Source organism: Novosphingobium rhizosphaerae (genome assembly GCF_050920675.1).
Lineage (GTDB): Bacteria > Pseudomonadota > Alphaproteobacteria > Sphingomonadales > Sphingomonadaceae > Novosphingobium > Novosphingobium rhizosphaerae.
Genome location: NZ_CP137861.1, coordinates 1715504 through 1740141 on the forward strand (window position 1 = coordinate 1715504; position 24638 = coordinate 1740141).

Below are 24638 nucleotides of genomic sequence, written 5' to 3' on the forward strand. Positions count from 1 at the left end.
GGAAGGTCAAGGCTTTATGGTCCGGTCCACTGCCCGTCACAGCGCAAGGCGCGTGTTTTGCGCAAGAGCCAGGTTTCGGCCACCTGCTGCCCGCGCCCGCCGCCGCCCGCCCCGGCCCGCGCCACGAATGCCAGCGAAAGCCGGCCCCGGCCGGTCAGGCCTGCGGGAATGGGCACTTCGATATAGGCCGGGTTGGCGGCACGGTTTTGCGGCGGCAGAATTTCCTGCCCGTTGGCCCGGACCGCCATCGATCGCCAGTAATCCTCTCCCGCCCAGGTAAAGCGCAGGCACCAGGCGCCCCCGCGCGGCAGGCGATAGGAGAGGCGCAGCGGATTTTCGTAAAGCGTTTCGGCATAGGTCAGCGTGGCGAGCGGCCAGCCATCGGCGGGCAGGTGATCGGCCACGCCGATGATGCTGCTGGCCCGGCCTTGCGGATCGGCCCGTTCGCCTGCGCCGCGCAGCAGGTGGGGCTGCGCGCCGGGCATGCCCAGATCGTCATAGAGCGCGCCGTGGCGCCGGTCGGCGCGGTCTGCCAGTGCGGCCAGCGCCGCCGCTCGCGCTGGCTCGGTGGGCGGGGCCAGCGCCGCGGCCATGCGCGGGGCGAGCGCCACGCGGTCGGTCAGGTCGGCCATGGCGCGGTCGAGATTGGCGCCGCGTTCCCAGTTGGACGCGCCATAGCGCGGGACGCTGAGCTGCATCCGCGCCTTGTCCCACAGCTGCGCGGCCAGCGCTTCCAGTCGGCGGTACAGCGCCAGGGTGGCGGGCGCTTCGGGCCGGGCAAAGGCGCGGCGGGCTGCGGCAACCGCCCGCGTGCTGCCTGTGCGTGGGGCTTGGGCCAGCGCCGCGCGCGCCAGTGCATCAGCCGCTTGGGCCGCGGCCCAGCGGCGCGCCACCAGGGCATCGTAGACCGCGCGATAGCGGTAGAGGTCGATCCGCCAATCGGCCCAGCGCGCGGGGCGCAGCGCGGTGGTGACGGCCAGAGTCCGGCCGATTGCGCGATTGCGCGCCGGATCGCCGCGCCAGCCCTGCTCCAGCGCCAGGGGCAGGGCGGCAAAGCGATCGTCGCCGATGAAGCGGCGCGCGTGGGCAAGGGCGATGGCGCGGGGCAGGGCGCGCGGGTTCCACGCCAGGGCCAGCCATTGCGCCAGGTTCCAATCGTCGTTCACCCCTTCGGAATAGGCGACGAAGCCGCGCGTGCCGGGCGCCTGGTCGGCAAAGGCGGCGGCCATGGCGCGCGGGCGCGGGTTCACCGGCTCGCGCCCTTGCGTCAGCGCAAAGGCCGGGTGCCAGCGTTGCAACGGCAGTTGCGCGTGCATGGCGTGGGCGGTGTCGGGATAGAGCTCCAGGGGCACGACCCCGGCAAACAGGGCGCGGTGCTGCGCGATGGAAGCGCGCGTTTGCGGGCCGACGAACACCGCCGAAAGCCAGGGCGGGCGGGCGCGGACTTGCGCCACGAAGGCAGCGAAGCCCTCGGCATCGAAGCCTTGCGAGGATACCAGCATTTCAGCCTGCCGGAACCGCGCATGGAGCGGCGTGGCGAGCTGCCCCAGCAGCGCGAACAGCGGCGCGGGCGCGGTGTGGCCGGGATCGCCGCCGGGGAAATAGACCGCATCGAGCGCGGGAAAATCTGCGATCAGCGCGGCGAAATCGGCCTGTTCGGCGGCCACGTCCGCAGGCTTGGCGTAATCGCGCAACAGCGGGTAATAGAGCGCCACCTGCAGGCCCAGGGTGTGGGCCGCCCGTGCCGTGGCCAGGATTGCGTCGCGCGCGGGCACCGGGGCTAGCGGGCTGGCGGCGGCATCGTCGGAAACGGGGGCAACCAGTTGCACGCGGTTGGCGCCCATCAGCGCCAGGTCTTCCACCTGGCGCGCCAGCATCGCCGGGGTCCACGCATCGAAGCTGTTGTTCTTGGCGCGGATGCCGATCTGGTCGCCGCGCACAGCCATGGCCGGGGCGCTGTGCACCGGGCCGGAGAGCGCCAGCTGCGTTCCCTGCATGTGGCCCAGGATCCACCCGGCGGCATAGGCGGCGCTGCGGGCCTGGCCCACCTGCACCATGATCGTGCGCCCGTGGCGGCCTATCGCAAAGCCTTCGCCCAGCGCGGGCATGGTTTCGAACCGCAGCGTGACCGGGCAACCGGGCGCGGGATCGATCCCGCGCTCGTGCAGCCGCCGGGCGAGCAGGTCTGCCCCCGCCCGCGCCGGCCCGTCTGCCACCACGCAGGCGCCGGCGAGACTGGGCGCCGCCGCCAGCGCCAGCAGAGTGAGCGCGGCGCTCACGAGGCGGCTTGCGGCCTGCCTGCCGGCGTGCTGGCAAAGCGCTTGTCCGGCTCTGCCTGCATGTGGAACACAAGGGTGCCGCCCGCGATCAGTTCGGCATGGCGCAGCCAGGATCGGTCAAGCGGCTGGCCGTTCCATTCCACTGTGCCGTAATAGGGCTTGTCCGGCCCCTGGCCGCGCGCCTCGATCACCAGTTCCTTGCCCGCGCCAACGGAAACGCGTGCTTCGTCGAACAGCGGGCTGCCCAGCACATAGACCGCGCTGACCGGATCCACCGGATAGAAGCCCAGCGCCGAAAGGATGAACCATGCGCTCATCTGCCCGCAATCGTCGTTGCCGATGATCCCGTCGGGCTTGTCGGTATACATCGTGGTGAGCAGGCGGCGCACCATCGCCTGCGTCTTCCAGTGCGCGCCGCACCAGGCATAGAGATAGGCAACGTGGTGCGAAGGCTCGTTGCCATGAGCATATTGCCCGAGCATGCCCGAAATGTCCGGCGGCGCGCCCTTGGGCAGGGTGGAAGGCGCGGCAAACAGCGCGTCGAGCTTGGCCTCGAACCCGGCCTCGCCGCCCATCGCCGCCATCAGGCCAGGCACGTCGTGCTGGTTGAGGAACGTCGCCTGCCAGCCGTTGCTTTCGGTATAGTCGCGCCATTTGGACGAGTGGCCCAGCTGCACCGGATCGTAGGGGCTGGTCCAGCTGCCATCGGACAGGCGCGGGCGGGCAAAGCCCACGCTGGCGTCAAACACATTGCGCCAGTTGCCGCTGCGCTTTTCCAGGTGCGCGGCATCCTGCACCGCGCCGGCCGCGCGCGCGATTTTGGCGGCGGCATAATCGTCATAGCTGTATTCCAGCGTGCGGCTGACGCTTTCAAACAGCAGGTCTGCCGGCACATAGCCCAACTGGTCATAGAGCGGGATGCCCAGCGAATTGTCCTGCGTGGGCGTGGTGAAATCCAGCGCGCGGCGGCGGATGCCGGGCCAGGCGGCGGCGTAATCGGCGGGGATGCCCTTGGCCATGCCTTCGGCCAGCACGGGCACCGCATGCCAGCCGATCATGCAGCCGGTTTCCACCCCCTGCAGCGGCCAGACCGGCGGGCCATAGGGGCTCTGCTGGGTCTGGCGGATCAGGTCGGCCATCATCGTGGCGGCGTGGGCGGGGCGGATCAGCGTCTGCAAGGGATGGAACGCGCGATAGGTGTCCCACAGCGAATAGGCGCTATAGGCCGCTTCGCCCTGGGCCAGGGTGTGGACCTGGCGGTCGAGGCCGATGGTGCGCCCATCCACATCGCTCAGCAGCGTGGGGCCGAGCGCGGCATGGTATTGCGCGGTCGCCATGATGGTCTGTTGGGCCGGGGTGCCGCCCTTCACGGTGATGCGTGCCAGTTCGCCGTCCCAGGCCGCTTGGGCCGCCTTGGCATAGGCATCGAAATCGAAGTGCGCGGCTTCGGCGGCCAGGTTGGCGCGGGCGCCGGCCACGTCCACGGCGGAAATGCCGGTCCGCACCACGATCGGGGTGCTGCCCGCGTCGGGAAACCAGGCCACGGCTTTCAGGCGCTTGCCGGTAATGGCGCGCGTGCCGGGCGGGCAGGGGGCGTTGTCGTCGGCAAAGAAATCGATGCGCGCGGGCGCGCGCGAGAATTGCATGGCGAAATAGATCTGCCGCCCCTTGGCCCAGCGCCACACGCGGCGCGTGCCCACCAGCGTGCCATCGTCCAGCCATTCCAGCGCGGCGGCATCGATCAGCGGGGGAAAGTCCGAACTGTCCTGCACCAGGTGCGACAGGTCGATCAGCAGGTGCCCTTCGCCAGCGGGATAGGCGTGACGCTGGATGCCGGTGCGCAAGGTGGCGGTGAGTTCGCTGGTCACCCCGTTTTCCAGCGCGACGCGGTAATAGCCGGGCCGCGCGTCTTCGCGGGCATAGCGCAGGCGATAGCCCTGTTCCGGCTTGTCGAGCGGGCCAGGATCGAGCCGCAGCGCCCCGCGCGCGGGCACCACCAGCACGTCGAGCATGTCGCCAATGCCGGTGCCCGAAAGATGCGTGTGGGAAAAGCCCAGCAAGGACGCATCGCCATGGTGATAGCCAGAGCACGTGTCCCACCGCGCGGTGTCGGTATCCGGGCTCACCTGCACCATGCCGAACGGCAGGCTGGCGCCGGGGAAGGTGTGCCCATCGCCGCCCGTGCCGATGAACAGATCGGGCGTGCCGGGCGCGGTACGGCCGCCGCCGTGCCGGCGCGGCGCGGCCAGCGCGGGGGCGCCGGTGCCGGCCAGCAGGGCCAGGTGGCACGAAGCGCGAAGCAGACTGCGGCGGGCCACGGGGAGCTTTGCTGGGGGGATCATGGCGTATTCCATGGCTGGATGATCATCACACGACAATGCCTGCCGGTGCATTGCATCCGGCAGGCATTGCGAGGGGGCGCATGGCAAGGGAGGAAGCATGCCATGCGCCGGCGGGGTCTGGGGTTACGGCTCAGTAAGCGAACTGCAAGGTGGCGGCGAACACGCGGCCGTTCTTGTAGAACGCGGTCGGCGCCGACTTGGTGCCGCTGTACGAGAAGTAGGTGGAGTCGAGCAGGTTCTGGGCATTGGCCTGCACGGTCAGGTTCTCGTTGATCTTGTACCCGATCGAGGCGTCGAGCTGGTGATAGCCGGCGGTCTTGTCCACCGAGTTGAGGCGGCCCACCCCGGTGAAGTAGTCGCTGCGCCAGTTCCAGCTGACACGCGCCTGGAACCCGTCCTTTTCGAAGTAGGGGATCACGTTGACCGTGTGCTTCGAAAGGTAGGGCAGGTTGACCACGTTGCCATCGGCATCCACGCCGCTCTTGGCATCGGCGAAGGTGTAGTTGGTGAGAATGCCAAAGCCACCCCAGATCGGCGTCTGGAAGCCGACCGACACGCCGTTGACCTTGGCGTTGCTGGCGTTGACCGGCTTGGTCACCTGGTATTCCTGCGCCGTGGTGCTGCCCAGCGGGGTGAGCATTTCCGACACGGTCTTGGTCACGATGTACGAGCTGATCTCGCGGCGGAAGTATTCCACCGACAGCAGCGAACCGGGGCGGAAATACCATTCGGCCGACAGTTCATAGTTGGTCGACTGATAGGGATCGAGATCCGGGTTACCAGTGCTCGCCGTCAGGTTCGTGTCGCTGCGGCTGAATGCGCCGGCCAGCTGGGCATAGCGCGGACGGGCGATCACCTGGGCCACGGCGCCGCGCAGCTTGAAGGTGTCGCTGATGTCCCACGACAGGTTCAGGCTGGGCAGGAACTTGAGGTAGTCCTTGTTCGACACCGTGGGGGTATAGGTGTTGCCGCCGTCGGTGGTGGCGTAATAGTTCGAGCGGTCGCTGGTATAGACCATGCGATAGCCGCCCGAACCGTGGATCGGGCCCGTGCCGAAGTCGAGCTGGACATAGGCGTTGGCGACCTTTTCGCGCACCTTGTAGGTGGAGCTCTTGTCGATGCCGGTGTCGACATAGATGCCGGCGTTCAGCGCGTCGATCACGCCCTGCTCGGTCAGCGTGGCGAACTGGTTGGAGTTGCCGTTGTCATTGAGGCCGCTGAACAGGCCCGAGGGCGTCAGGTGGGTGGTGAAATCGCTGAGCGAGACCTGGTCGGTGTAGAACACCTTCGAGCCCGTGACGGTCAGCGCGTTTTCGTGGCTGGAGGCCTTGATGCCCATGCGCACGTCCTTGAAGAACGCGTCGCTCACGTCCCACTTGCCGTCGAGCTGGCCATAGAATTCCTCGTCCTTCTGGCGCGAGGTGGCGATGCCGCCGATCTGGTAGCCGGTGATCGTGCTGCCATCGGGCAGGGTCTGGGTGGAGGTGGAGAAGCGGCCCCAGCTGCTCGTGTTCGTCGGCGCGGTATTGTAGTTCACGCTGGTGGACGAGCCGGTGTAGTCGAACGTGTAGCCGCCGTTGGAATAGAGCGACATCAGGTATTCGGGGTTGGTGCCGCCGGTTGCCTTGCTCCAGCCGCCGTTGCCCGACAGCGTGAAGCTGTCGCTCAGGCGCCAGGTGCCCGCCAGGTTATAGCTGTCGTTGGTCACCTTGGTCTTGCGATAGTTCATGTCCAGCTCGGCCTGCGTGCTGGTGCCATCGGCCATTGTCGCCTTGGAAATCAGGCCGTTGGACAGCGTGACCGACGAGATGTTGCTGGGGTTGTAGTTCGGATAGATGAATTCCGACTGCGAGAAGTTGTTGTAGGTGCCCTGGATGTGCATGCCCGTGGCGATCAGCTCGAAATCGCTGCTGGGGGCATACTGGATCGCGAACTGGCCGCCGATGCGCTGGCGCGTCTGCTTGAAGTAGGCGTGGTTGATCCCGGCGGGATAGCGCGAGTTGGCCAGGTCGGAAAGGCTGCCGCCATTGACCTGGAGCGCCGAATTCTTGGGGATATAGTTGCCGCTGGCGTCGGTCAGCAGGTTGCCGTCGGCATCCTTCTGCAGGAAGTCCTTGCCGGTGGAATAGCCGAAGTATTCGATCCCGGCGCGGGCCAGCGAGTCCTTGTCATAAGTGCCGGCAACAAGGATGCCGAACGTCTCGTCCTTGTTCTTCCAGCTGTACATCAGCGAGCCGCGCGGATTGGCGATCTTGGAGCGGTCGTTGTAGTTGACGCCGATCGAGCCGGTCAGCGAGTTCGCCTTCATGTCCAGCGGCTTGCGCGTGCGCACGATCACCGTGCCACCCAGCGCGCCTTCGTCGATCCACGGTTCGGGCGACTTGTAGACTTCGACGCGCGAGATCACTTCGGGCGCGAGCAGCGAATAGTTGAACGTGCGGCCGGTCACGTCGCCCGGGCTACCGCCCCAGTCGGCCGAGGCGATCGAGTGCCCGTCGATGAAAATGCGGTTGAGCGCCGGATCGGTGCCCTGGATCGACACGCGCTCGCCGATGCCGAACTGGTGGTCCACCGCCACGCCGGGAATGTGCGAAAGCGATTCAGCCACGTTGCGATCGGGGAACTTGCCCACGCCTTCGGCGGTGATCACGTCCATGACGGCAATCGCGCTGCGCTTGACGTCGATCGCGTTCTTGAGCGAGGCACGGATGCCGGTCACGGTGATGGCATCGGCGGGCGTCGCGTCTGCACTGGTGGAAGCGGCGTCGGCGCTGGCCGGTGCGGCGGCCTGGGTGTCCTGTGCCATGGCCGGCGACGAAACGATCGACGCTGCGGTGGTGGCAAGCAGTGCTGCGCGGAAGAATGACATCTTAGAACCCCCAATCCCACCCGGTCGTCCGGGTACGATGCTGTTGAACCCTGAAACGGTGTTTGCTCACCTTGCTGCGGCTGTTCACCTCATTTTGGTTTGTAACCAATCTAAGTCCAACCGCCGTGCAATATGTCACTTAAATGAAACCGCATGTCCACCAAAACTTCACGATCGGCGGCGCGGCACGGCGTTCCGAAATACCCTGAAAAAATGTGGGAAAATTAAGGGGTTCTGCGCAATCTGTGCGATGGGTGGTGCGGCATATCGGCCGCGCCGCGAAAATTTTTTCGGTTTGCCGTGGTCATGACCAAAACAAAGCCACATCAGGCAAGGTGTGATTCGCGGTGCCGGCAGGCATGGCGCAACCGATATGGCGGCAGGGAGGCACGATGCTGGAAGTCTGTGTAGAAGATGCAGCGGGGCTGGCTGCGGCGCTGGCGGGCGGTGCGGCGCGGGTGGAACTGTGTGCCGCGCTCGATCTGGGTGGATTGACGCCGCCCGCCTCGCTGGTGGCCCTGGCGGCACGCCAGCCTTTGCCCGTCCATGCCCTGGCTCGGCCGCGTCCCGGCGATTTCCGCTATGACGCGCAAGACCGCGCGCTGGTGCGGGCCGATCTGACCAGCTTTGCCCAGGCCGGGCTGGCCGGTGCGGTGATCGGTGGTGGTGGGCCTGAAGGCCTTGATTGCGCGGCATTGTCGGGCTGGGTGGCACATGCGCACGAACTCGGTGCCGCCCGTGGCTTTCCCCTTTCGCTTACCCTGCATCGCGTGTTCGACCTGCTGGACGATCCCTTGGCCGGGCTGGAAGCGGCGGTGGAACTGGGGTTCGATCGCATTCTCACGTCCGCCGGCGCTGTCCGCGCGGGCGACGCCGTCGATCGCTTTGCCGCCCTGGTACAGGCCGCGCGCGGCCGCATTGCGATCATGGCTGGCGGCGGGCTGGATCCGGCCGTCGTGGCCGCGTTGCGCGCTGTGGGAGTAACGGAATTCCACGCTTCGTGCCGCGTGGCGGTATCGCGGCCGGGCCCGGATGCAGACCTTGCCCGCCTCGTCGCGCTGGGCTTTGCCGCCGACCAGCCCGCGCGGCGGACCGATCCTGCCCGCGTGAAGGCGTTTCGTGCTGCAACAGATTGAAGTGGTATTATAAAGGCATCGTTTTGAAACCGGTGCCGATTGCTTGTCTTACGGGGCAAGATCCACGCTGCCGGTCAGGCCGGCAGGGCGGCCGGTCTCTGCCTGGATCAACACCACGAGTTCGCGCGGCTTGTTGCCCGGCGGTACCGTCACGGCCAGCGCCGCGGGCGCGGGATCGGTCTTGCGCGCCAGCAGCGTGCCATCCAGCCAGATTTCCGCTGCCCCGGCCAGCCCGGCAAAGCGCAATTGCCCGCCATGCGCCGCCACTGCGCGCCATGGCGTGATTGTGGTGCGATAGCTGCGCCAGCCCGCCGGGCCACTTTCCATGGCTGGCGTGCCCACGGTGTCCCACGAATTGTTGTCGCCCGCCGCCGGGGCCAGGGTGGCATCGGGCCGCGCGGGCAGCCGGGGCGAACGCAGCCAGCGTTCCACGCGCTGGCGCGGTGCCTCTGCCGCCACGGCGGGTGGCGCGGCGCGCGCCTCGCGCGGCAAAGTGAGCCGGGCGGGGGTGAGGCCGGGCGTGTGCGCTTCCAACACCAATGGCACCAGGCCGGCATCGCCCTGCACGATCGCCTGGGCCAGGCCGTTGAACAGGCTGCGCTGGGTGCCTTTCTCGCTTTCGTGGCTGTTGGGATCGCCATTGCCCAACCCGATGATCGCGCCGCCGCGTATGGACAGGCCGATGCCATGTTGCGCCACGGGCACATGGCGGCCACCGGCATCGATCGCATCGATGGTGATCGCCATGGCATCCGCCCCATCGCGCGCCAATGCCGTGCGCGCCGGGGTCAGCCGCAGGGCCACGGCGCGGCCCGTGGTTTCGTGCGCCATGCGCGCCACCACGCGGCCGCCATCAAGGGCCAGCGCTTCGATCCGGCCGGGCTGATAGGGGATGTGGAACGTGTGGCCCATGATCCGGTCCGCCTTGTCCACCCGCGCCACGGTCTTGCCGTTGAGGCGCAATTCCAGTGCGGGCGCGTTGGTCACGGCGAAGATTTCGATCGGTTGCCCTTCGCGGCCGGGCCAGGTCCAGTGCGGATCGATCCACACCATCGGCGCTGTATCCAGCCACTGCGCCTGGCGGATGCCGAACGCGGTCTTGGGAAACCCGCACAAGTCCATGATGCCAAAGAAGCTGCCCACGCTGGGCCAGGCATAGGGCGTGGGTTCGCCATGGTAGTCAAGGCCCGTCCAGACGAACCCGCCCGCCACGAACGGGCGGCTGGCGATGGCCTGCCACGACTGGCGATGCGTGGCGCCCCAGCCTGCCGCTTCCTTGTCCAGCGACGTGATCACGTGGGCGTCGGGCGCGCTGGTGAACGCCCCACGCGTGCCATAGGCGCTGGTGTCTTCGCTGCTCAGCATGGGCTGATCGGGATGCAGCGCGTGATAGCGATCGTAATCGCCCTGGTAATAGTTGAAGCCCATGAGATCGACCGCCTGGCCGACGTTCTCGGGATTGAAAAACCCGCCGCTCATCGCCGCGGTCACCGGGCGGGCCGGATCGAGCCGGCGCACGGCCGCGCGCAGGCGGCGCACCATTTCCTTGCCGGCATGGGTGCCCTGCATCGGTTCTTCGTTGAACACCGACCAGGCAAACACGCATGGGTGGTTGCGATCGCGGCGCACCAGCCATTCCAGCTGCGCCAAATAGTCGGGCGCGGGGTTGAACAGGCGGTTTTCGGCCATGACCAGGAAGCCCAGCCGATCGCACCAGTCCATCACTTCGGCAGAGCAGGCGCCATGCGTCATGCGGATGGCGTTGCAGCCCAGTTGCTTCAAGCGCTGCAACCGCCACAGCACCACGGAATCGGGCACGGCAACGCCCACCCCGGCGTGGTCCTGATGCAGGCACACGCCCTTGATCTTGGTGGCCACGCCATTGAGGACCATGCCGCGCGCGGGATCGAAGCGGATCTGGCGAAAGCCGATCGCCACGGTGCGGCGGTCGATCACCTGGCCCGTCGCTGGGCCTTCGCGTTCCAGTTCCACCACCAGATCGTGCAGCACCGGATCATCGGGAGACCACAGCGCGGGCGCGCCCCGTGGCGTCAGCACCATGCTCGCTTCGGCCTGGTCCAGGCCGGCCACTTGCGCGCTCGCCGTGCCCTGGCACAGCAGGCGGCCCTGCGCATCGCGCACCATGGCGCGCACCCTGGCGCCGGCCGGGGCATCGGCAAGGTTTCCCAGCGTGACGGTTATGGGCACCTGCCAGGTGCCGTCGGCCGCCTGCACCGGATGGCCATGCACGCCATCGGCGGCGATATGCAGCGGTGGGCGCACCACCAGCCAGGCATGGCGATAGATCCCGGCGCCTTCATACCACCAGCCTTCGCGCACGGTGGCATCGGCGCGCACCGCGATCCAGTTGAGATCGTCGCCATAGCGGGCAAACGGGGTGAGATCGATGGTGACGCCGGTATAGCCCGACCACGAATGCGCCACTTCGCTGCCGTTGACCCAGACCGTGGCATGGCTGGCGATGCCATCAAAGCGCAGTTCGAGTTTTTGGCCCTCCAGCGCCGGGTCCAGCCGCACGAGGCGGCGATACCAGCCGATCCCGCGCGCGCGATAACCTTGTGAAACATTGGCCGTACGATCAAACGGTTGTGCGCTGGCCCAATCGTGCGGCAGAGTGACGCTCTGCCAGTCGGATGCATCGAAATCGAGCGCGGCCGCGCCGCTCGCGTTGCCGGCCTTGACGGAAAGATAGGTGGCGTTGTGATCGGCCGGTTCGGGAAAGGGAATATCGCCCAGGTGAAACAGCCAGCCTTGATCGAGCGACAGGCGCCCCGGCTCACCCACCGGCAGGCGTGGCGCGGCGCCGGGCAGGGGCGCGGGCATGCGCAGGCCGCCGGGCAGGGTGGCGGTGGGCGGCAGCAGGCCCCAGGCGGTGTCTGCCGCAAAGGGGCGTGCCGGCTTTGCCTGGCCCGGCGCAACCCAGCCCAGGCCCTGCACCATGGCCCAGCCCGCCACCCCTTTCAGCAGGGTGCGGCGGGATGGCAGGGCACAATCGGCTGGCGGCATGGCGGCGGAGTCCCGGGTTTGGCGGCAAGGGTGGAACAGGATTTACATTGGTAATGTATTTCCGGCAACGCCCGACATGGGGCGAATGCGCTGGATCAGGCGATGTGTGCTTTGCTGGGCGGATTTTTTGCCATGCGCTGCACAATACCTGTTGTCGTATTGGATATATTTTGGTTACCTCTCGGCCGAGATGAACATGCGGGCGAAGGCAAGGGACAAAGACATGGTGGCACGCTTGGACGGCAAGGCTCGCAGGCACGGTTGGCAGCGGCGCGCCGCTGTGGTTGTCGCGGCTGGCCTGGTGGCGGCCGCCTCATCCGCCGCCGCCGCGCCCGTCCTGCCGCTGGTGCCCTGGCCCGCCCAGGTGGCGCCGGGCAAGGGCGCCCTGCTGCTCGCCGATGGCGCCACCTTGGCCGTGCCGGTGGGCGATGCCGCGGCCAAGGCCGTCGCCACGCTGCTTGCGGCGCGGCTGGCGGCCCAGCACGGCCTGTCGTTGCGGGTGGTGGAAGGCGATTCCGGCACCGTGCGTTTCGCGCGGGCCGCCGCCGGCAAGGGCGGCGATGAAGCCTATACCCTGGCCGTGACGCCGGGCAGCGCGGTGATCACTGCCGCGGGCGATCACGGCCTGCTCTATGGCGCGATGAGCTTGGAACAGCTTGCCGGCGCACCGGGCAACGGCATGGTGCGTGTTCCTGCCGTCACGCTCAGCGATGCACCGCGCTTTGCCTGGCGTGGGCTGATGATCGACACGGCGCGCCATTTCCAGCCGCTCGATTCGATCCGCGCGGTGATCGACGGGATGGTGGCAGTGAAGCTCAACGTGCTGCACCTGCACCTGACCGATGACCAGGGCTGGCGGTTCGAAGTGAAGAAGTATCCGCGCCTGACGCAAGTGGGCGCCTGGCGCACCGAGCCCGAGACCGGCCAGGGGCCCGGCCCGCGCAGCGGCGGGTTCTACACCCAGGATGAATTGCGCGCGCTGGTCGCCTATGCCGCCGCGCGCGGGATTACGATCGTGCCGGAAATCGACCTGCCCGGCCATGCCCAGGCGTTGGTGGCGGCCTATCCCGATCTGGGCGTGCTGGGCGGCACTCCGCCGGTTTCGGGTGACTGGGGCGTGAACCCGTACCTGTTCAACCCAGGCCCGCAAGGCATGGCTTTCGTCACAGACGTGCTCGATGAATTGATGGCCGTATTCCCGTCCACCTATATCCACCTGGGTGGGGACGAGGCGGTGAAGGACCAGTGGGAGCGTGCGGCCCAAGTGCAGGCGCAGATGCGCGACCTCGGCATCAAGACCGAAAACGGCCTGCAGAGCTGGATGATCGACCAGCTTGGCGGATACCTCGCGCAGCATGGCCGCCGCCTGATCGGCTGGGACGAAATCCTCGAAGGCGGGCTGCCGCCCTCGGCCTCGGTGATGAGCTGGCGGGGCGAGGCCGGCGCGGTCGATGCGGCCAACGCCGGGCACGATGTGGTCTTGAGCCCGGCGCCCAATCTCTATCTCGACAATCTGCAGTCCGATCGGGGCGACGCGCCGCCGGGGCGCATCGCGATCCAGACGCTGGAAGCGGTCTATCGCTATGACCCGATGCCCAAAGGCATCGGCGCGGACAAGGCAGGCCACGTGCTGGGCGCGCAGGCCAATGCCTGGGCCGAATATCTCGTCACCCCCTGGCAAGTGCAGCACAAGATCTTCCCGCGCATCGGCGCCTTGGCCGAAAGCGTGTGGAGCGATCCGGCGCGGCCCAAGGATTACAAGGATTTCCTCGCCCGGCTCGATCCGCAGATGCGGCGCTGGCGGGCCGGCGGGCTGGAAGTGGCCGACAGCGCGCTGGCGGTGGATTTCAAGATTGCGCAGCCGCGTGGGGCCGCGCTCGATGCCAGGCGGCTGACCGTGGCGCTGGCCACGCAGGCGCCTTATGGCACGATCCGCTATACGCTCGATGGCAAGGCGCCCACCGCGCGTTCGCGCATCTATGCCACGCCGCTGCAAGTGGCGCCGGGCACGGTGATAACCGCCGCCGATTTCGCGCCCGATGGCGTGGTCCTTTCCGCCCCGCGCCGGTTCGACGTGACGCGTGACGCGCTGCTGACCACCGCCAACAGCGCGCTTTCGGCCTGCCCGCGCGGCGCGCTGGGCCTGCGCGTGCCCTTGAATGCCGATGCCACGGCCAATGGCCCGGCCTACAACGTCAACATCTTCGATGCCTGCATGGCCGATGATCACGCGCCGCTGGCCCATGCCAAGGCGATCACGGTGCAAGTGGCGCGGCTGCCGCGCAATTATGGCCTGGCGCATGACCAGCACGCGGTGATCGCGCGCTATGCCACCAGCCCCTTTGGCGAACTGGTGGTCTCGGCCGGGTGCCGCGCGGCGGAAAAGGCGGCCGACGATCGCACCAAGGAGCATGATCCCATGCCCGGCGCCAAAGTCCTGGCCACCTGGCCGCTGCCCGATCCGGCCAAGACGCCGCAGCAGTTTTCGCTCAGCGCCACGCTGCCGCAACTGGGCCTGGCCGATGAAAGCGACGTGTGCTTCCAGTTCACCGCATCGACCGCCGGCCCGTTCTACACCGTGGAGCAGGTGAAGTGGGCGCAATGAACCGACTGATTGCTGCTCTCGCGCTCGCCACGGTTTCGGCGCCCGCGCTGGCCGCGCCCGAGGCGTTGTCGCTCGATGCCGGCTGGCAGGCGCGCATTGCGCCAGAGGATGCGGCGGCCAAGACCCACCCGCGCGAGGCGCAATGGTTTGCCGTGCCGGTGCCCGGCACCGTCCAGCAGGCGCTGGTGGAACAGCACCGCGTGCCCGATCCGTTCATCGGCACCAACGAAGCCGCGATCCAGTGGGCCGGCCTTTCCGCCTGGGATATGCGCCGCACGCTCGATGTGACGCCGGCCATGCTGGCGCACGGCCATCTCGACCTGGTGTTCGACGGGATCGACACGTTCGCCACGGTCAGCGTCAACGGTCGGGACGTGCTCAAGGCCGACAACGCCCATCGCAGCTGGCGCGTGCCGGTGCGCAACTTGCTCCACGCCGGGGCGAACGAGATCGTGGTGCGCTTTGCCTCGCCCATCCGCGCCTTGCAGCCGATGGTGCTGAAGGAAGCCCATCCGCTCCCCGGCGAATACGATTCCGCCTTTGGCGACGAGCCCAAGGGCGTGCAGACCTCGCCCTATATCCGCAAGCCGAAGTATCAGTACGGCTGGGATTGGGGGCCGCGTATCGTCAATATCGGCCTGTGGCACGGGGTGCGGCTGGACGGCTGGGACGGCGCGCGGTTGGCGACGCTGGACGTGCAGCAGGATGCGCTGGGCGACCGGGAAGCGCGGCTGACCGCGCGGCTGGCGGTGGAGGCAGACAGCCCCGCGCCGCTCACGGTGGAACTGGTGGTCACTGCGCCCGATGGCACCGCGTTGCCGCCGGTCACGCGCAAGGTCACGGTCGATCCGGGCCACAATGTGGTGACGGTGCCGGTCACGATTCCCGCGCCGCAACGCTGGTGGCCGGTGGGCCTGGGCGCGCAGCCGCTCTACAAGGTGGCCGCGCGGATTGTCGATGGCGCCGGGGCCGGGCAGGCGGCCAGCCGCACCCTGGGCCTGCGCACCGTCGAACTGATCTGGGGCAACGGCGCCTTCGGCTTCAAGGTCAACGGCGTGCCGGTCTTTGCCAAGGGCGCCAACCTGATCCCGTTCGACAGCTTCCCCTCGCGCGTAACCGCCGCCACGATGGACCGCATGCTGGCCGATGCCAGGGCGGCCAACATGAACATGATCCGCGTGTGGGGCGGCGGCACGTATCTGGACGATGCTTTCTATGACAGCGCCGATCGTCTGGGCCTGATGATCTGGCAGGATTTCATGTTCGGCGGCGCCGTGCCTCCGCCAGACGCGGCCTATCGCGCCAGCGTGGCGGCCGAGGCGGACGAGCAGGTGGCGCGCCTTTCCAGCCATCCCTCCATCGTGGTGTGGACCGGCGGCAACGAAGTGCTCTCGGGCTGGGCCAACTGGTCGGACCGCAAGGACTTCAAGAAAGCCGTGGGGCCTGACGAGCAGGAACGCATCGCCACCAGCATGACCGTGCTGTTCGACCGCGTGCTGCGCGATGCCGTTGCGGCGCATAGCCCGCAGACACCCTATTGGCCGGGTTCGCCATCGACCGACTATGAAGGCCCGGTCGATACCGATGCGGCGGGCGATCGCCATTTCTGGGATGTATGGTCCGGCTCCAAGCCGGTGGAGAACTACCTGGACACCTGCCCGCGCTTCATGTCGGAATATGGGTTCCAGGCCATGCCGGGCATGGCGACGATTGCCGAATTTGCCGGGCCGAAAGTCTCCGACCCACAAAGCCCGGTGCTGAAGGCGCACCAGAAATTCCTGGCCGGCGAAGGCAACAGCCGCTTGGCTTTCTATCTCGATGCGCGGTTGCGGCCGGCGCAGGGCACTGGCCCGGCGCGGCTGGCGGACTTTGCCTATCTCACCCAGGTCAACCAGATGCAGGCAATCGACATGGCCGCGCGCCACCATCGCGCCTGCGCCCCGGTGACGATGGGTTCGCTCTATTGGCAGCTCAACGATGTCTGGCCGGCGATCTCGTGGTCGAGCATCGACCATGCCGGGCGGTGGAAGCTGCTGCATTATGCCGCGCGGCGGTTCTTCGCGCCCCAGGCCTTGGTGGCCGAGCATAAGGGCGGCACGACGCGCGTGGCCTTCGTGTCCGACGCGCAGGCGCCGCTCGCCGCGCAGTGGCGGCTGACCGGTCGCGGCATGGACGGCGCCCTGCTGGGCCGCGCGGAAGGCGATGTGACCCTGGCGGCCAATGGCGTGACCGAGGCCGCGCAGGTGGACGACGCGAAAGTCTTCGGCGCGGCGGCGCCGACGACGTCCTATGCCGTGGCCGAACTGTCCATCGGCGGCAGCTTGGTCAGCCGCCAGATCGTGGAACGCGCCTTGCCCAAGGCCATGGCCTACCCCGATCCGGGCCTGTCCATGGCCTGGCACGGGCGCCAGGTCACGCTGACCGCGCGCAACCTGGCGCGCGCGGTCATGCTCGATTTCGGCACGCTCGATGCGGCGGCCGACGACAACGGGTTCGACCTGCTGCCCGGCGAAAGCCGCACTCTGTCCATCACCAGCGCGGCACCCGATGCCGCCCTGCGCCGCGCCCTGGTGCTGCGCACCCTGGCCGGGAGCCACTGATGCGTTCGTTGCTTGTGTCCACCGCGCTTTGCCTTGCCCTTTCGACGGCGGCGCACGCCGATCCGGTGGAGGAAAAAGTCGCCGCCGCGCTCAAGGGCGTGAGCCTGGAGCGCAAGGCCGCCCAGTTGCAAAACACGGCGCCCGCCGATCCGGGCCTGGGCTTGCCGGCCTATGACTGGTGGAACGAAGGGCTGCACGGCCTGGCGCGCAATGGCGTGGCCACGGTGTTCCCCCAGGCCATCGGCCTTGCCGCCACCTGGGACCCGGCGCTGATGGAGAAAGTGGGCACGGTGATTTCCACCGAGGCGCGCGCGCGGTTCAACGCCCATCCCGTCGCCGCCGACCGCCGCATCTACCAGGGCCTGACGATCTGGTCGCCCAACATCAACATCTTCCGCGATCCGCGATGGGGCCGGGGGCAGGAAACCTATGGCGAAGACCCGCTGCTGACGGGCACCCTGGCGGTGGGCTTCATCAAGGGCTTGCAGGGGCCGGACCTGGCCCATCCCCGCGTGATTGCCACGGCCAAGCACCTGGCCGTCCATTCCGGGCCGGAAGCCGGGCGTGACAGCTTCGATGTCGATCCCAGCCCGCAGGACCTGGAATGGACCTATCTGCCCGCCTTCCGCATGGCGGTGACGCAGGGCCACGCCCTGTCCTTGATGTGCGCCTACAATTCCATTGCGGGAACGCCCGCCTGCGCCAACGATGCCCTGCTCAACCAGCGGGTGCGCAAGGACTGGGGTTTTACCGGGTTCGTGGTGTCGGATTGCGATGCCATCGGCAATATCTGGCAGTTCCACCATCATGCCTTCGACGCGGCAGAAGCCTCGGCAGCGGCGATCAGGGGCGGCACCGATTTCAACTGCGGCAGCGCCTATGGCGCGCTGCCCGATGCCGTGCGGCGCGGGTTGGTGAGCGAGGGCGAAGTGGACCGCGCACTGGTGCGCTCCCTCTCTGCGCGCGCCAGGCTCGGCATCGCCTTTGGCCAGCCCAACCCCTGGGCGCGGATCAAGCCTGCGCAAGTCGACACGCCCGACCATCGCGCCCTGGCGCTGGAAGCCGCGCGCAAGGCGATGGTCCTGGTACAGAACGAGGGCGGGGTGCTGCCCTTGAAGCCGGGCGTGAAATTGGCGGTGATCGGCGCCAATGCCGATGACCTGGCTGTGCTTGAAGGCAATTACCACGGCACCGCCGCCGCGCCCGTCACGCCGCTCGATGGCCTGCGTGCGCGCTTTGGCGCCGATCACGTGGTCTATGCGCAAGGCTCCGTCCTGGCCGAAGGCGCGCCGGTGGTCCTGCCCGAAACCGCGCTTTCCGCCGGGGGCAAGCCGGGGCTGGCCGGCGAATACCGCGATGCGGGCGGCAAGCTGGTCTTGGCGCGGCAGGATCGCCGGATCGATTTCAATTTCACCCGCGCTGCACCCCAGGGTCTTGATCCCCAGCGCTTTTCCGCACGGTGGACGGGCACGCTGGTGCCACCCGGCCCCGGCGCCTGGCGCCTGGCGATCGACGCGCCGCAATGCTGGAAGGATTGCCACCGCCACGATGACGTGGCGCTGTGGCTGGGCGGCAAGCCGCTTCATGCCGGCCCGCTGGGCAATGCCCGCGTCGAATTCGCGCTCGACAGCGATGGCACGCCGCAGCCGATCCGGCTGGAGCTGGATCACTATGGCGACGACGAAGGCCTGCGCCTGCTGTGGCTGCCGCCTGCCGGCGCGGAAGAGGCCAAGGCCCTGGCCGTGGCCAAGGACGCCGACGTGATCGTGGCGGTGCTGGGCCTGTCGCCCGATCTCGAAGGGGAAGCCTTGCAAGTGCAGGTGCCCGGCTTCGTTGGCGGGGACCGCTCGGAAATCGAACTGCCCCGTCCCCAGGCAGACTTGCTGGCCCGCTTGCGCGCCACGGGCAAGCCGGTGGTGGCCGTGCTGGCCACGGGCAGCGCCGTGGCGATGGACCCGGCACTCGCCGATGCCGTGGTGGTGGCGTGGTATCCGGGGCAGGCGGGCGGCACCGCGCTGGCCGATACCCTGGCTGGCGCCAGCAATCCTTCGGGGCGCCTGCCGGTCACGTTCTATCGCCGTACCACCGATCTGCCGGCCTTCGTGGACTATGGCATGAAAGAGCGGACCTATCGCTTTTTCTCCGGCAAGCCCCTGTGGGGCTTTGGCCATGGCCTGTCCTACACCCGCTTTGCCTATTCCGCGCCGGCGGTGAAGGCCGGCGATACCGCCGCGCCGGTCACGCTCTCGGTGCGCCTGCAAAACGTGGGCGCGCTGGCGGGGGAAGACGTGGTCCAGGCCTATGTCGTGCCGCCGGCTGTGGCGCACGAAGCGGTTTTTACCGAGCCTGTGCTGCAACACCAATTGGCCGGTTTCGCCCGCGTTAACCTGGCCCCTGGCACAATGCAGACGGTGACGCTGACGCTCGATCCGCGCAACCTGGCGGTGGTGGACCGCCGCGGCACGCGCCGGGTTCTTCCCGGCACGTACAAGGCGTGGATCGGCGACGGCCAGCCCGAAGACGGGCCGGGCACCTGGGTGAGCTTTACCCTGTCCGGCCAAGCGCAGGAGATGCCCAAGTGACGGCCAAGGTGAGCCAAGACGTGACCAAAGCCCCTCTCACCCCCGCAGCGCTCGATCGGCGCTCGCTGGTCAAGGGTGCAGCGGCGCTAGCCACGGCTGGCCTGGTCGCGGGCGAACCGGCGCGCGCGGCCGTGGCGGCCCAGGCCATTCCGCCCGTGGCCGCTCCGCCCACCCCGGCGGCGCAGGCGCCGGCAAACCCGGCCCCGGGCCCTGCGGCCCGCCCGCCCAAGTTGCAACGCCGCTTTGCCAGCCCGGCGGTGGAGGCGGAGATCGCCCGCGTTTCCGCGATGATCGCCGATCCCAAGCTGCGTGCGATGTTTGCCGCCTGCTATCCCAACACGCTTGATACCACGGTGGAACTGGGTCTGGTCGATGGCCGCGTCGATGCCTTCGTCATCACCGGCGATATCCCCTGCATGTGGCTGCGCGACAGCAGCGCGCAATTGCTGCCTTATGTCCACCTGGTGCGCAAGGATGCGCACCTTGCCACGCTGTTTCGCGGCGCCATCGCGCGGCAGGCGCGCTCGATCCTGCTCGATCCCTATGCCAACGCGTTCATGCGCGATGCCACGGCCAAGACCAATCTGCCCTGGGCCCTGAACGACCAGACGCAGATGAAGCCCGGCGTCGCCGAGCGCAAGTGGGAGGTGGACTCGCTGTGCTGGACCATGCGACTGGCCTTTCGCTATTGGCAGGCCAGCGGCGATACCAGCCCGTTCGACAGCATCTGGGTTTCCGCCCAAGCCGCGATCGTGCGCACGTTTCGCGAACAGCAGCGCAAGGACGGGCGCGGCCCCTACAGCTTTCGCCGCAGCAGCGACCGCCCCACCGAAACGCTGGGCCTCGATGGCTATGGCGCGCCCACGCGGCCCGTGGGGCTGATCCACAGCGGGTTTCGCCCGTCGGACGATGCCTGCATCTATCCGTTCCTTATCCCCTCCAATCACTTTGCCGTGACCACGCTGCGCGAAATGGCGCTCGTCGCCGAAGGCGCGGCCCAGGGTGTCGATGGCGCGGCAGAGCTGGCCGCCGATGCCCGCGCCCTGGCCGCTGAAGTGGCTGCCGCCCTGGCGCAATGGGGCACCATGCGGCTGCCCGATGGGCGGCAGGTCTGGGCCTATGAAGTCGATGGCTATGGCAACGCCGTGTTCATGGATGATGCCAACGTGCCCTCGCTGCTGGGCCTGGCCTATACCGGCTGCGTGGCCGCCAACGATCCGCTGTGGCAGGCCACCGCAGCGGCCTGCTGGTCGGATGCCAATCCCTATTTCTTCAAGGGTTCGGCGATCGAGGGGATCGGCGGGCCGCACGTGGGGCTGGGCCAGGTCTGGCCGATGAGCCTGATCGTGCGCGCGCTTTCGTCCAGCGATCCGGCGGTCATCGCGCCACTGCTGCGCCAGTTGCGCGATAGCGACGCAGGCACCGGCTTCATGCACGAGGCGGTGGACAGCAACAATCCCGCGCAGTTCACCCGCAGCTGGTTTGCCTGGGCCAATGGCCTGTTTGGCGAAATGATCGTGGGCCTGGCCGATCGCCTGCCCGCCGTTCTCGCCAATCCCCTGTAAGTCTTTCGCGCTTTTCCCAAGGAATCCCCATGGACTTCTCCCGCCGTCGCTTCCTGTCGCGCTCGGCTGCCGCCGGCGCGGTTGCCCCAACGCTTGCCACCGCTCCCGCGCTCGCTGCCGGCCCGGCTGCCGCCGCGCCCGCGCCGTGGGGGGCCACGCCTTCGCCGCGCCAGTGGAAATGGCATCAGCGCGGCATGTATGCCTTCGTCCATTTCTCCATGAACACCTTCACCGGCAAGGAATGGGGTTATGGCGATGAAAAGCCCGAATGGTTCAACCCCACCGATTTCAGCGCGGACCAGATCGTGCTGGCGGCCAAGTCTGCCGGCATGACCGGGGTGATCCTCACCGCCAAGCACCACGACGGGTTCTGCCTGTGGCAGACGCAGTTGACCGAGCATTCGATCCGCAACAGCCCCTACAAGGGCGGCAAGGGCGATATCGTGGCCGAAATGGGCGAGGCCTGCCGCCGCCACGGTCTGTCCTATGGCCTCTACCTGTCGCCGTGGGACCGCAACCATGCCGAATATGGCCGCCCGGCCTATGTCGAATACTATCGCGCGCAATTGACCGAGCTGTGCACCCGCTATGGCCCGCTGTTCGAAGTGTGGTTCGATGGCGCCAATGGCGGTGATGGCTATTACGGCGGTGCGCGCGAAACCCGGCACATCGATGCCCCGCGCTATTACAATTGGCCCTCGATCATCGCGCTGGTCCACCAGATGCAGCCCGATGCCTGCACGTTCGATCCGCTGGGCGCCGATATCCGCTGGGTGGGCAACGAGGATGGCGTGGCCGGCGATCCCTGCTGGCCGACGATGCCGAACAAGCCTTATGAGCAGGACGTGGGCAATGCCGGGTTGCGCGGCGGGGAAATCTGGTGGCCGGCCGAAACCGACGTGTCGATCCGGCCCGGCTGGTTCTATCACCCCGACGAAGACACCAAGGTGAAAAGCCCGGAGCGGCTGGTGCGGCTCTACGATGAATCCGTCGGGCGCGGCACCAATCTCAATCTCAACCTGCCGCCCGATCAGCGCGGGCGCCTGGCCGATCACGACGTTGCGGTGCTGCAATCGTTCGGCGATGCCATGCGCGCCACCTTGGCGCGCGATCTGGCCAAGGGCGCGGTTGCCCATGCCAGCGCGGTGCGTGGGGGCCGCTTTGCCCCCGCCGCCGTGCTCGATGGCCGCAGCGAAACCTATTGGTCCACGCCCGATGGCGTGCACACCCCCACGCTCACGCTCGATCTGGCGCCGGGAACGCGGTTCGATCTGGTCCGCCTGGCCGAATACCTGCCGCTCGGCGTGCGCGTCACGCGCTTTGCCATCGAGGCCGAAGTGGCGGGGCAGTGGCAGCGCCTGGCCGAAAAGGACTGCATCGGCGCGCAGCGCGTGGTGCGCCTGCCCGCGCCGATCGCGCCGCGCCGGGTGCGGCTGGTGATCCTCGATGCGCCGGCCTGCCCGGCGATCCGCGAATTCGCGCTGTTCCACAGCGTGGCGCCGGTCCCGGTGGCAGCGCCTGTCCCGCGTGCCAGCGATGTGCTGAGCACCCTGGGCTGGCGCGTGGTCGATGCCAGCGCGCCGGGTGCCGAGGCGCTGCTTGATGGCGATGTCGCCACGCTGTGGACGCAGGGCGTGCCAACGCCGGGCCATCCTGCCACGCTGACGCTCGATCTGGGCCGGGCGGTCACGCTGGGCGGGTTCAGCCTCACCCCGCCGCGCCATCTGGCGGCCGATGCCACGCCGCCGCGCGGCTATCGCGTGGCAACCAGCGCCGACGGGCAAAGCTGGCAGGACCAGGGCGAGGGTGAGTTTTCCAACATCGCCTATGCCCTTGCCACCCAGCGCATCGGCTTTGCCGCTCCGGTCCAGGCGCGCTACTTGCGCCTCACGTTTGCCGAGCCGGCGCTGCCCGGTCGCGCCGTGCTGGCGATTGCCGGCATCGGCGGGTTCAGCGCCGCCCTGCCGCGCTGACCGGCTCGCCGGGCGTCTGCAGCCACAGCAGGCGCTCGGCGCCGTCGGGATCGTTCTCGACCACGCTGACCCGGTCGAACACCATGGTCGCGCGGGTGGCGCTGTCGAAGCGCGGCCAGGCCGGCATGCCGGGCGAAGCCGGCGCGCCGCCCCGGACGAAGGCGAGGATGGCCTCGTGCCAGGCCGTGGCAATCGGCTGGTCTGCTCCAGAAAGGCCGAACATCTGCGCCATGGATGGCAGCGTCACGTGGTCGAACGTCAGCGGCAGGTCCAGCACATGGGGGCTATGCCCCTTGTAGGGCCCGCCCGGCGCGGGCCAGGCCAGGCGATAGCGCCACACCGGCGCGCCACGCGCCGCCTGCGCCTCGGCCAGGCGCAGCGTGGGGATGCCGTATTCCTCGGCCGTCAGCAGGCGCCAATGGCGCTGCGCATCGGTGAATTCGGGAAAGGCGCGGGCATAGGCGCGGTTGAGCGCGGCCATGCGCGCCATCGTCTCGTTCGACACGCTTTGCGACCATAGCGGCCGGCCGGCTTGCGCTTCGCTCAGGAACAGGCGGCTTTCGTTGGCATTCGATCCGGCCAGCAGCGGCACGCGCGGGGCTTGCCCGGCCAGCACGCGCGCCAGCGGCACCTGCGGCAGGAAAGCGCCATCCACCGTGGGGCGGAACGGCAGGTTGCGCGGCCAGCCGCGCCGCGCGGCCACTTGCGCTTCGATCAACGCGGGGAAGGGCGCCACCAGCAAGCGGTCTGCCCCGCCCAGCCGTGCCACCACGCCATTGGCAAAGGCGGCGGCTTCGGCCGGGGTGTGCACGGTCTGCGCACCCCCGCTGAACACCATCGCGCGGGCATAGAGCCCGTCGGCCGCCGGCAGGCCCAGCAGCGCGCAGACATTGCGCGCGCCCGAGGATTCGCCCGCCAGCGTCACCGCGCGGGGATTGCCCCCGAACGCGGCGATATTGTCCTTCACCCAGCGCAGCCCCAGCACCAGATCGCGCAAGCCGTTGTTGCCGCTGCCGGCATAGGCGCGGCCCAGCACATGGCCCAGTTCGACAAAGCCCAGCGCCCCCAGGCGATAGTTCAGCGTCACGCAGATCACGCCATGGGCGGCAAAGCGGTTACCCGCGATTACCTCCCACCCGCTCCACCCGGTTTCGTTGCTGCCGCCGTGGACGAAGACCATGACCGGATAACGGCCCGGCGCGGCGGGCGCCCAGATGTTGAGCTGCAGGCAGTCTTCGGCCTGGATCGCGGGCAAGGGGTCCATGCCGGGCGGCTGCGGCGCGGCGCGGGCCGGGCGCGTGGCGTCCCATTCCCCGGTCCATGGCCGCGCAGGGCGGGGCGGGGCAAAGCGCGCCGCCGTGCCATAGGGAATGCCGGTGAACACGCGCACGCTATCGGCCAGGTGCCCGCGCACCACGCCCCCGCGCGTGGATACGCGCAAATTGTCGGTGCGCGTGGATACGCGCAAATTGTCGGCGCGCGTGGATGCGCGCAGGCTGTCGCGCGCGGCCAAAGCGGCCTGGGGCAGCGCCAGCGTGGCGGCCATGCCGCCCAGCGCGCCGCGCCGCGTGATCAGGGTCATCCGCTTGCGATCCTTTGCCCGTCCGTCTCGGGCTTCCTACACGAAAGGATCGGAAACGTTCCAGTGCTCTATCGCGGC

At 68.4% G+C, this 24638-nt stretch carries 11 protein-coding genes; 6 read left to right on the top strand and 5 right to left on the bottom strand.

The features are described 5' to 3' along the window. Positions 1-14: 14 nt before the first annotated feature. The 3 genes from R9J51_RS07900 to R9J51_RS07910 form a co-directional block, all read right to left on the bottom strand. Positions 15-2279: a hypothetical protein gene (locus R9J51_RS07900; protein ID WP_179506340.1), complete on the bottom strand. Its 2265-nt coding sequence runs from the start codon at positions 2277-2279 to the stop codon at positions 15-17. Next, positions 2276-4621, bottom strand: a complete 2346-nt coding sequence (locus R9J51_RS07905) for a GH92 family glycosyl hydrolase (RefSeq protein WP_179506341.1) — start codon at positions 4619-4621, stop codon at positions 2276-2278. Before R9J51_RS07905 ends, R9J51_RS07900 begins: the two co-directional genes overlap by 4 nt. 130 nt (positions 4622-4751) lie before the next feature. Further along, a complete protein-coding gene (locus R9J51_RS07910; protein ID WP_210425437.1) occupies positions 4752-7490 on the bottom strand; it encodes a TonB-dependent receptor in 2739 nt (912 codons plus the stop codon). Positions 7491-7882: 392 nt separating this feature from the next. On the opposite strand from R9J51_RS07910, the gene R9J51_RS07915 reads away from it, so the two are divergent. Then, complete coding sequence (locus R9J51_RS07915; protein ID WP_179506342.1) at positions 7883-8626, top strand: copper homeostasis protein CutC; 744 nt, start codon at positions 7883-7885, stop codon at positions 8624-8626. A gap of 48 nt (positions 8627-8674) precedes the next feature. Here the strand turns inward: R9J51_RS07915 and galA are convergent, their stop codons facing one another. Continuing rightward, a complete protein-coding gene (gene galA / locus R9J51_RS07920) occupies positions 8675-11653 on the bottom strand; it encodes a beta-galactosidase GalA (RefSeq protein ID WP_432787933.1) in 2979 nt (992 codons plus the stop codon). Positions 11654-11876: 223 nt separating this feature from the next. Between galA and R9J51_RS07925 the strand changes: the two genes are divergently transcribed. From R9J51_RS07925 to R9J51_RS07945, 5 genes are read left to right on the top strand one after another with little or no spacing between them, the layout of a single operon-like run. After that, on the top strand, positions 11877-14258 hold the full coding sequence (locus tag R9J51_RS07925; RefSeq protein ID WP_179506343.1) for a family 20 glycosylhydrolase: 2382 nt from the start codon (positions 11877-11879) through the stop codon (positions 14256-14258). Beyond that, the gene (locus R9J51_RS07930; RefSeq protein ID WP_179506344.1) at positions 14255-16858 is read left to right on the top strand and encodes a glycoside hydrolase family 2 protein; all 2604 of its coding nucleotides are present in this window, start codon (positions 14255-14257) and stop codon (positions 16856-16858) included. The genes R9J51_RS07925 and R9J51_RS07930 overlap by 4 nt, the downstream gene beginning before the upstream one ends. Continuing rightward, positions 16858-19440, top strand: coding sequence for a glycoside hydrolase family 3 C-terminal domain-containing protein (locus tag R9J51_RS07935; RefSeq protein ID WP_179506345.1), 2583 nt, complete (start codon positions 16858-16860; stop codon positions 19438-19440). Before R9J51_RS07930 ends, R9J51_RS07935 begins: the two co-directional genes overlap by 1 nt. A 20-nt stretch (positions 19441-19460) precedes the next feature. Further along, a complete protein-coding gene (locus tag R9J51_RS07940) occupies positions 19461-21005 on the top strand; it encodes a glycoside hydrolase family 125 protein (RefSeq protein ID WP_432787934.1) in 1545 nt (514 codons plus the stop codon). A 29-nt stretch (positions 21006-21034) separates the two neighbouring features. Beyond that, on the top strand, positions 21035-22978 hold the full coding sequence (locus tag R9J51_RS07945; RefSeq protein WP_179506346.1) for an alpha-L-fucosidase: 1944 nt from the start codon (positions 21035-21037) through the stop codon (positions 22976-22978). Here R9J51_RS07945 and R9J51_RS07950 read toward each other — a convergent pair. Next, on the bottom strand, positions 22956-24560 hold the full coding sequence (locus R9J51_RS07950; protein WP_179506347.1) for a carboxylesterase family protein: 1605 nt from the start codon (positions 24558-24560) through the stop codon (positions 22956-22958). The two genes, R9J51_RS07945 and R9J51_RS07950, sit on opposite strands and share 23 nt — an antisense overlap. Between the last annotated feature and the right edge of the window lie 78 nt (positions 24561-24638).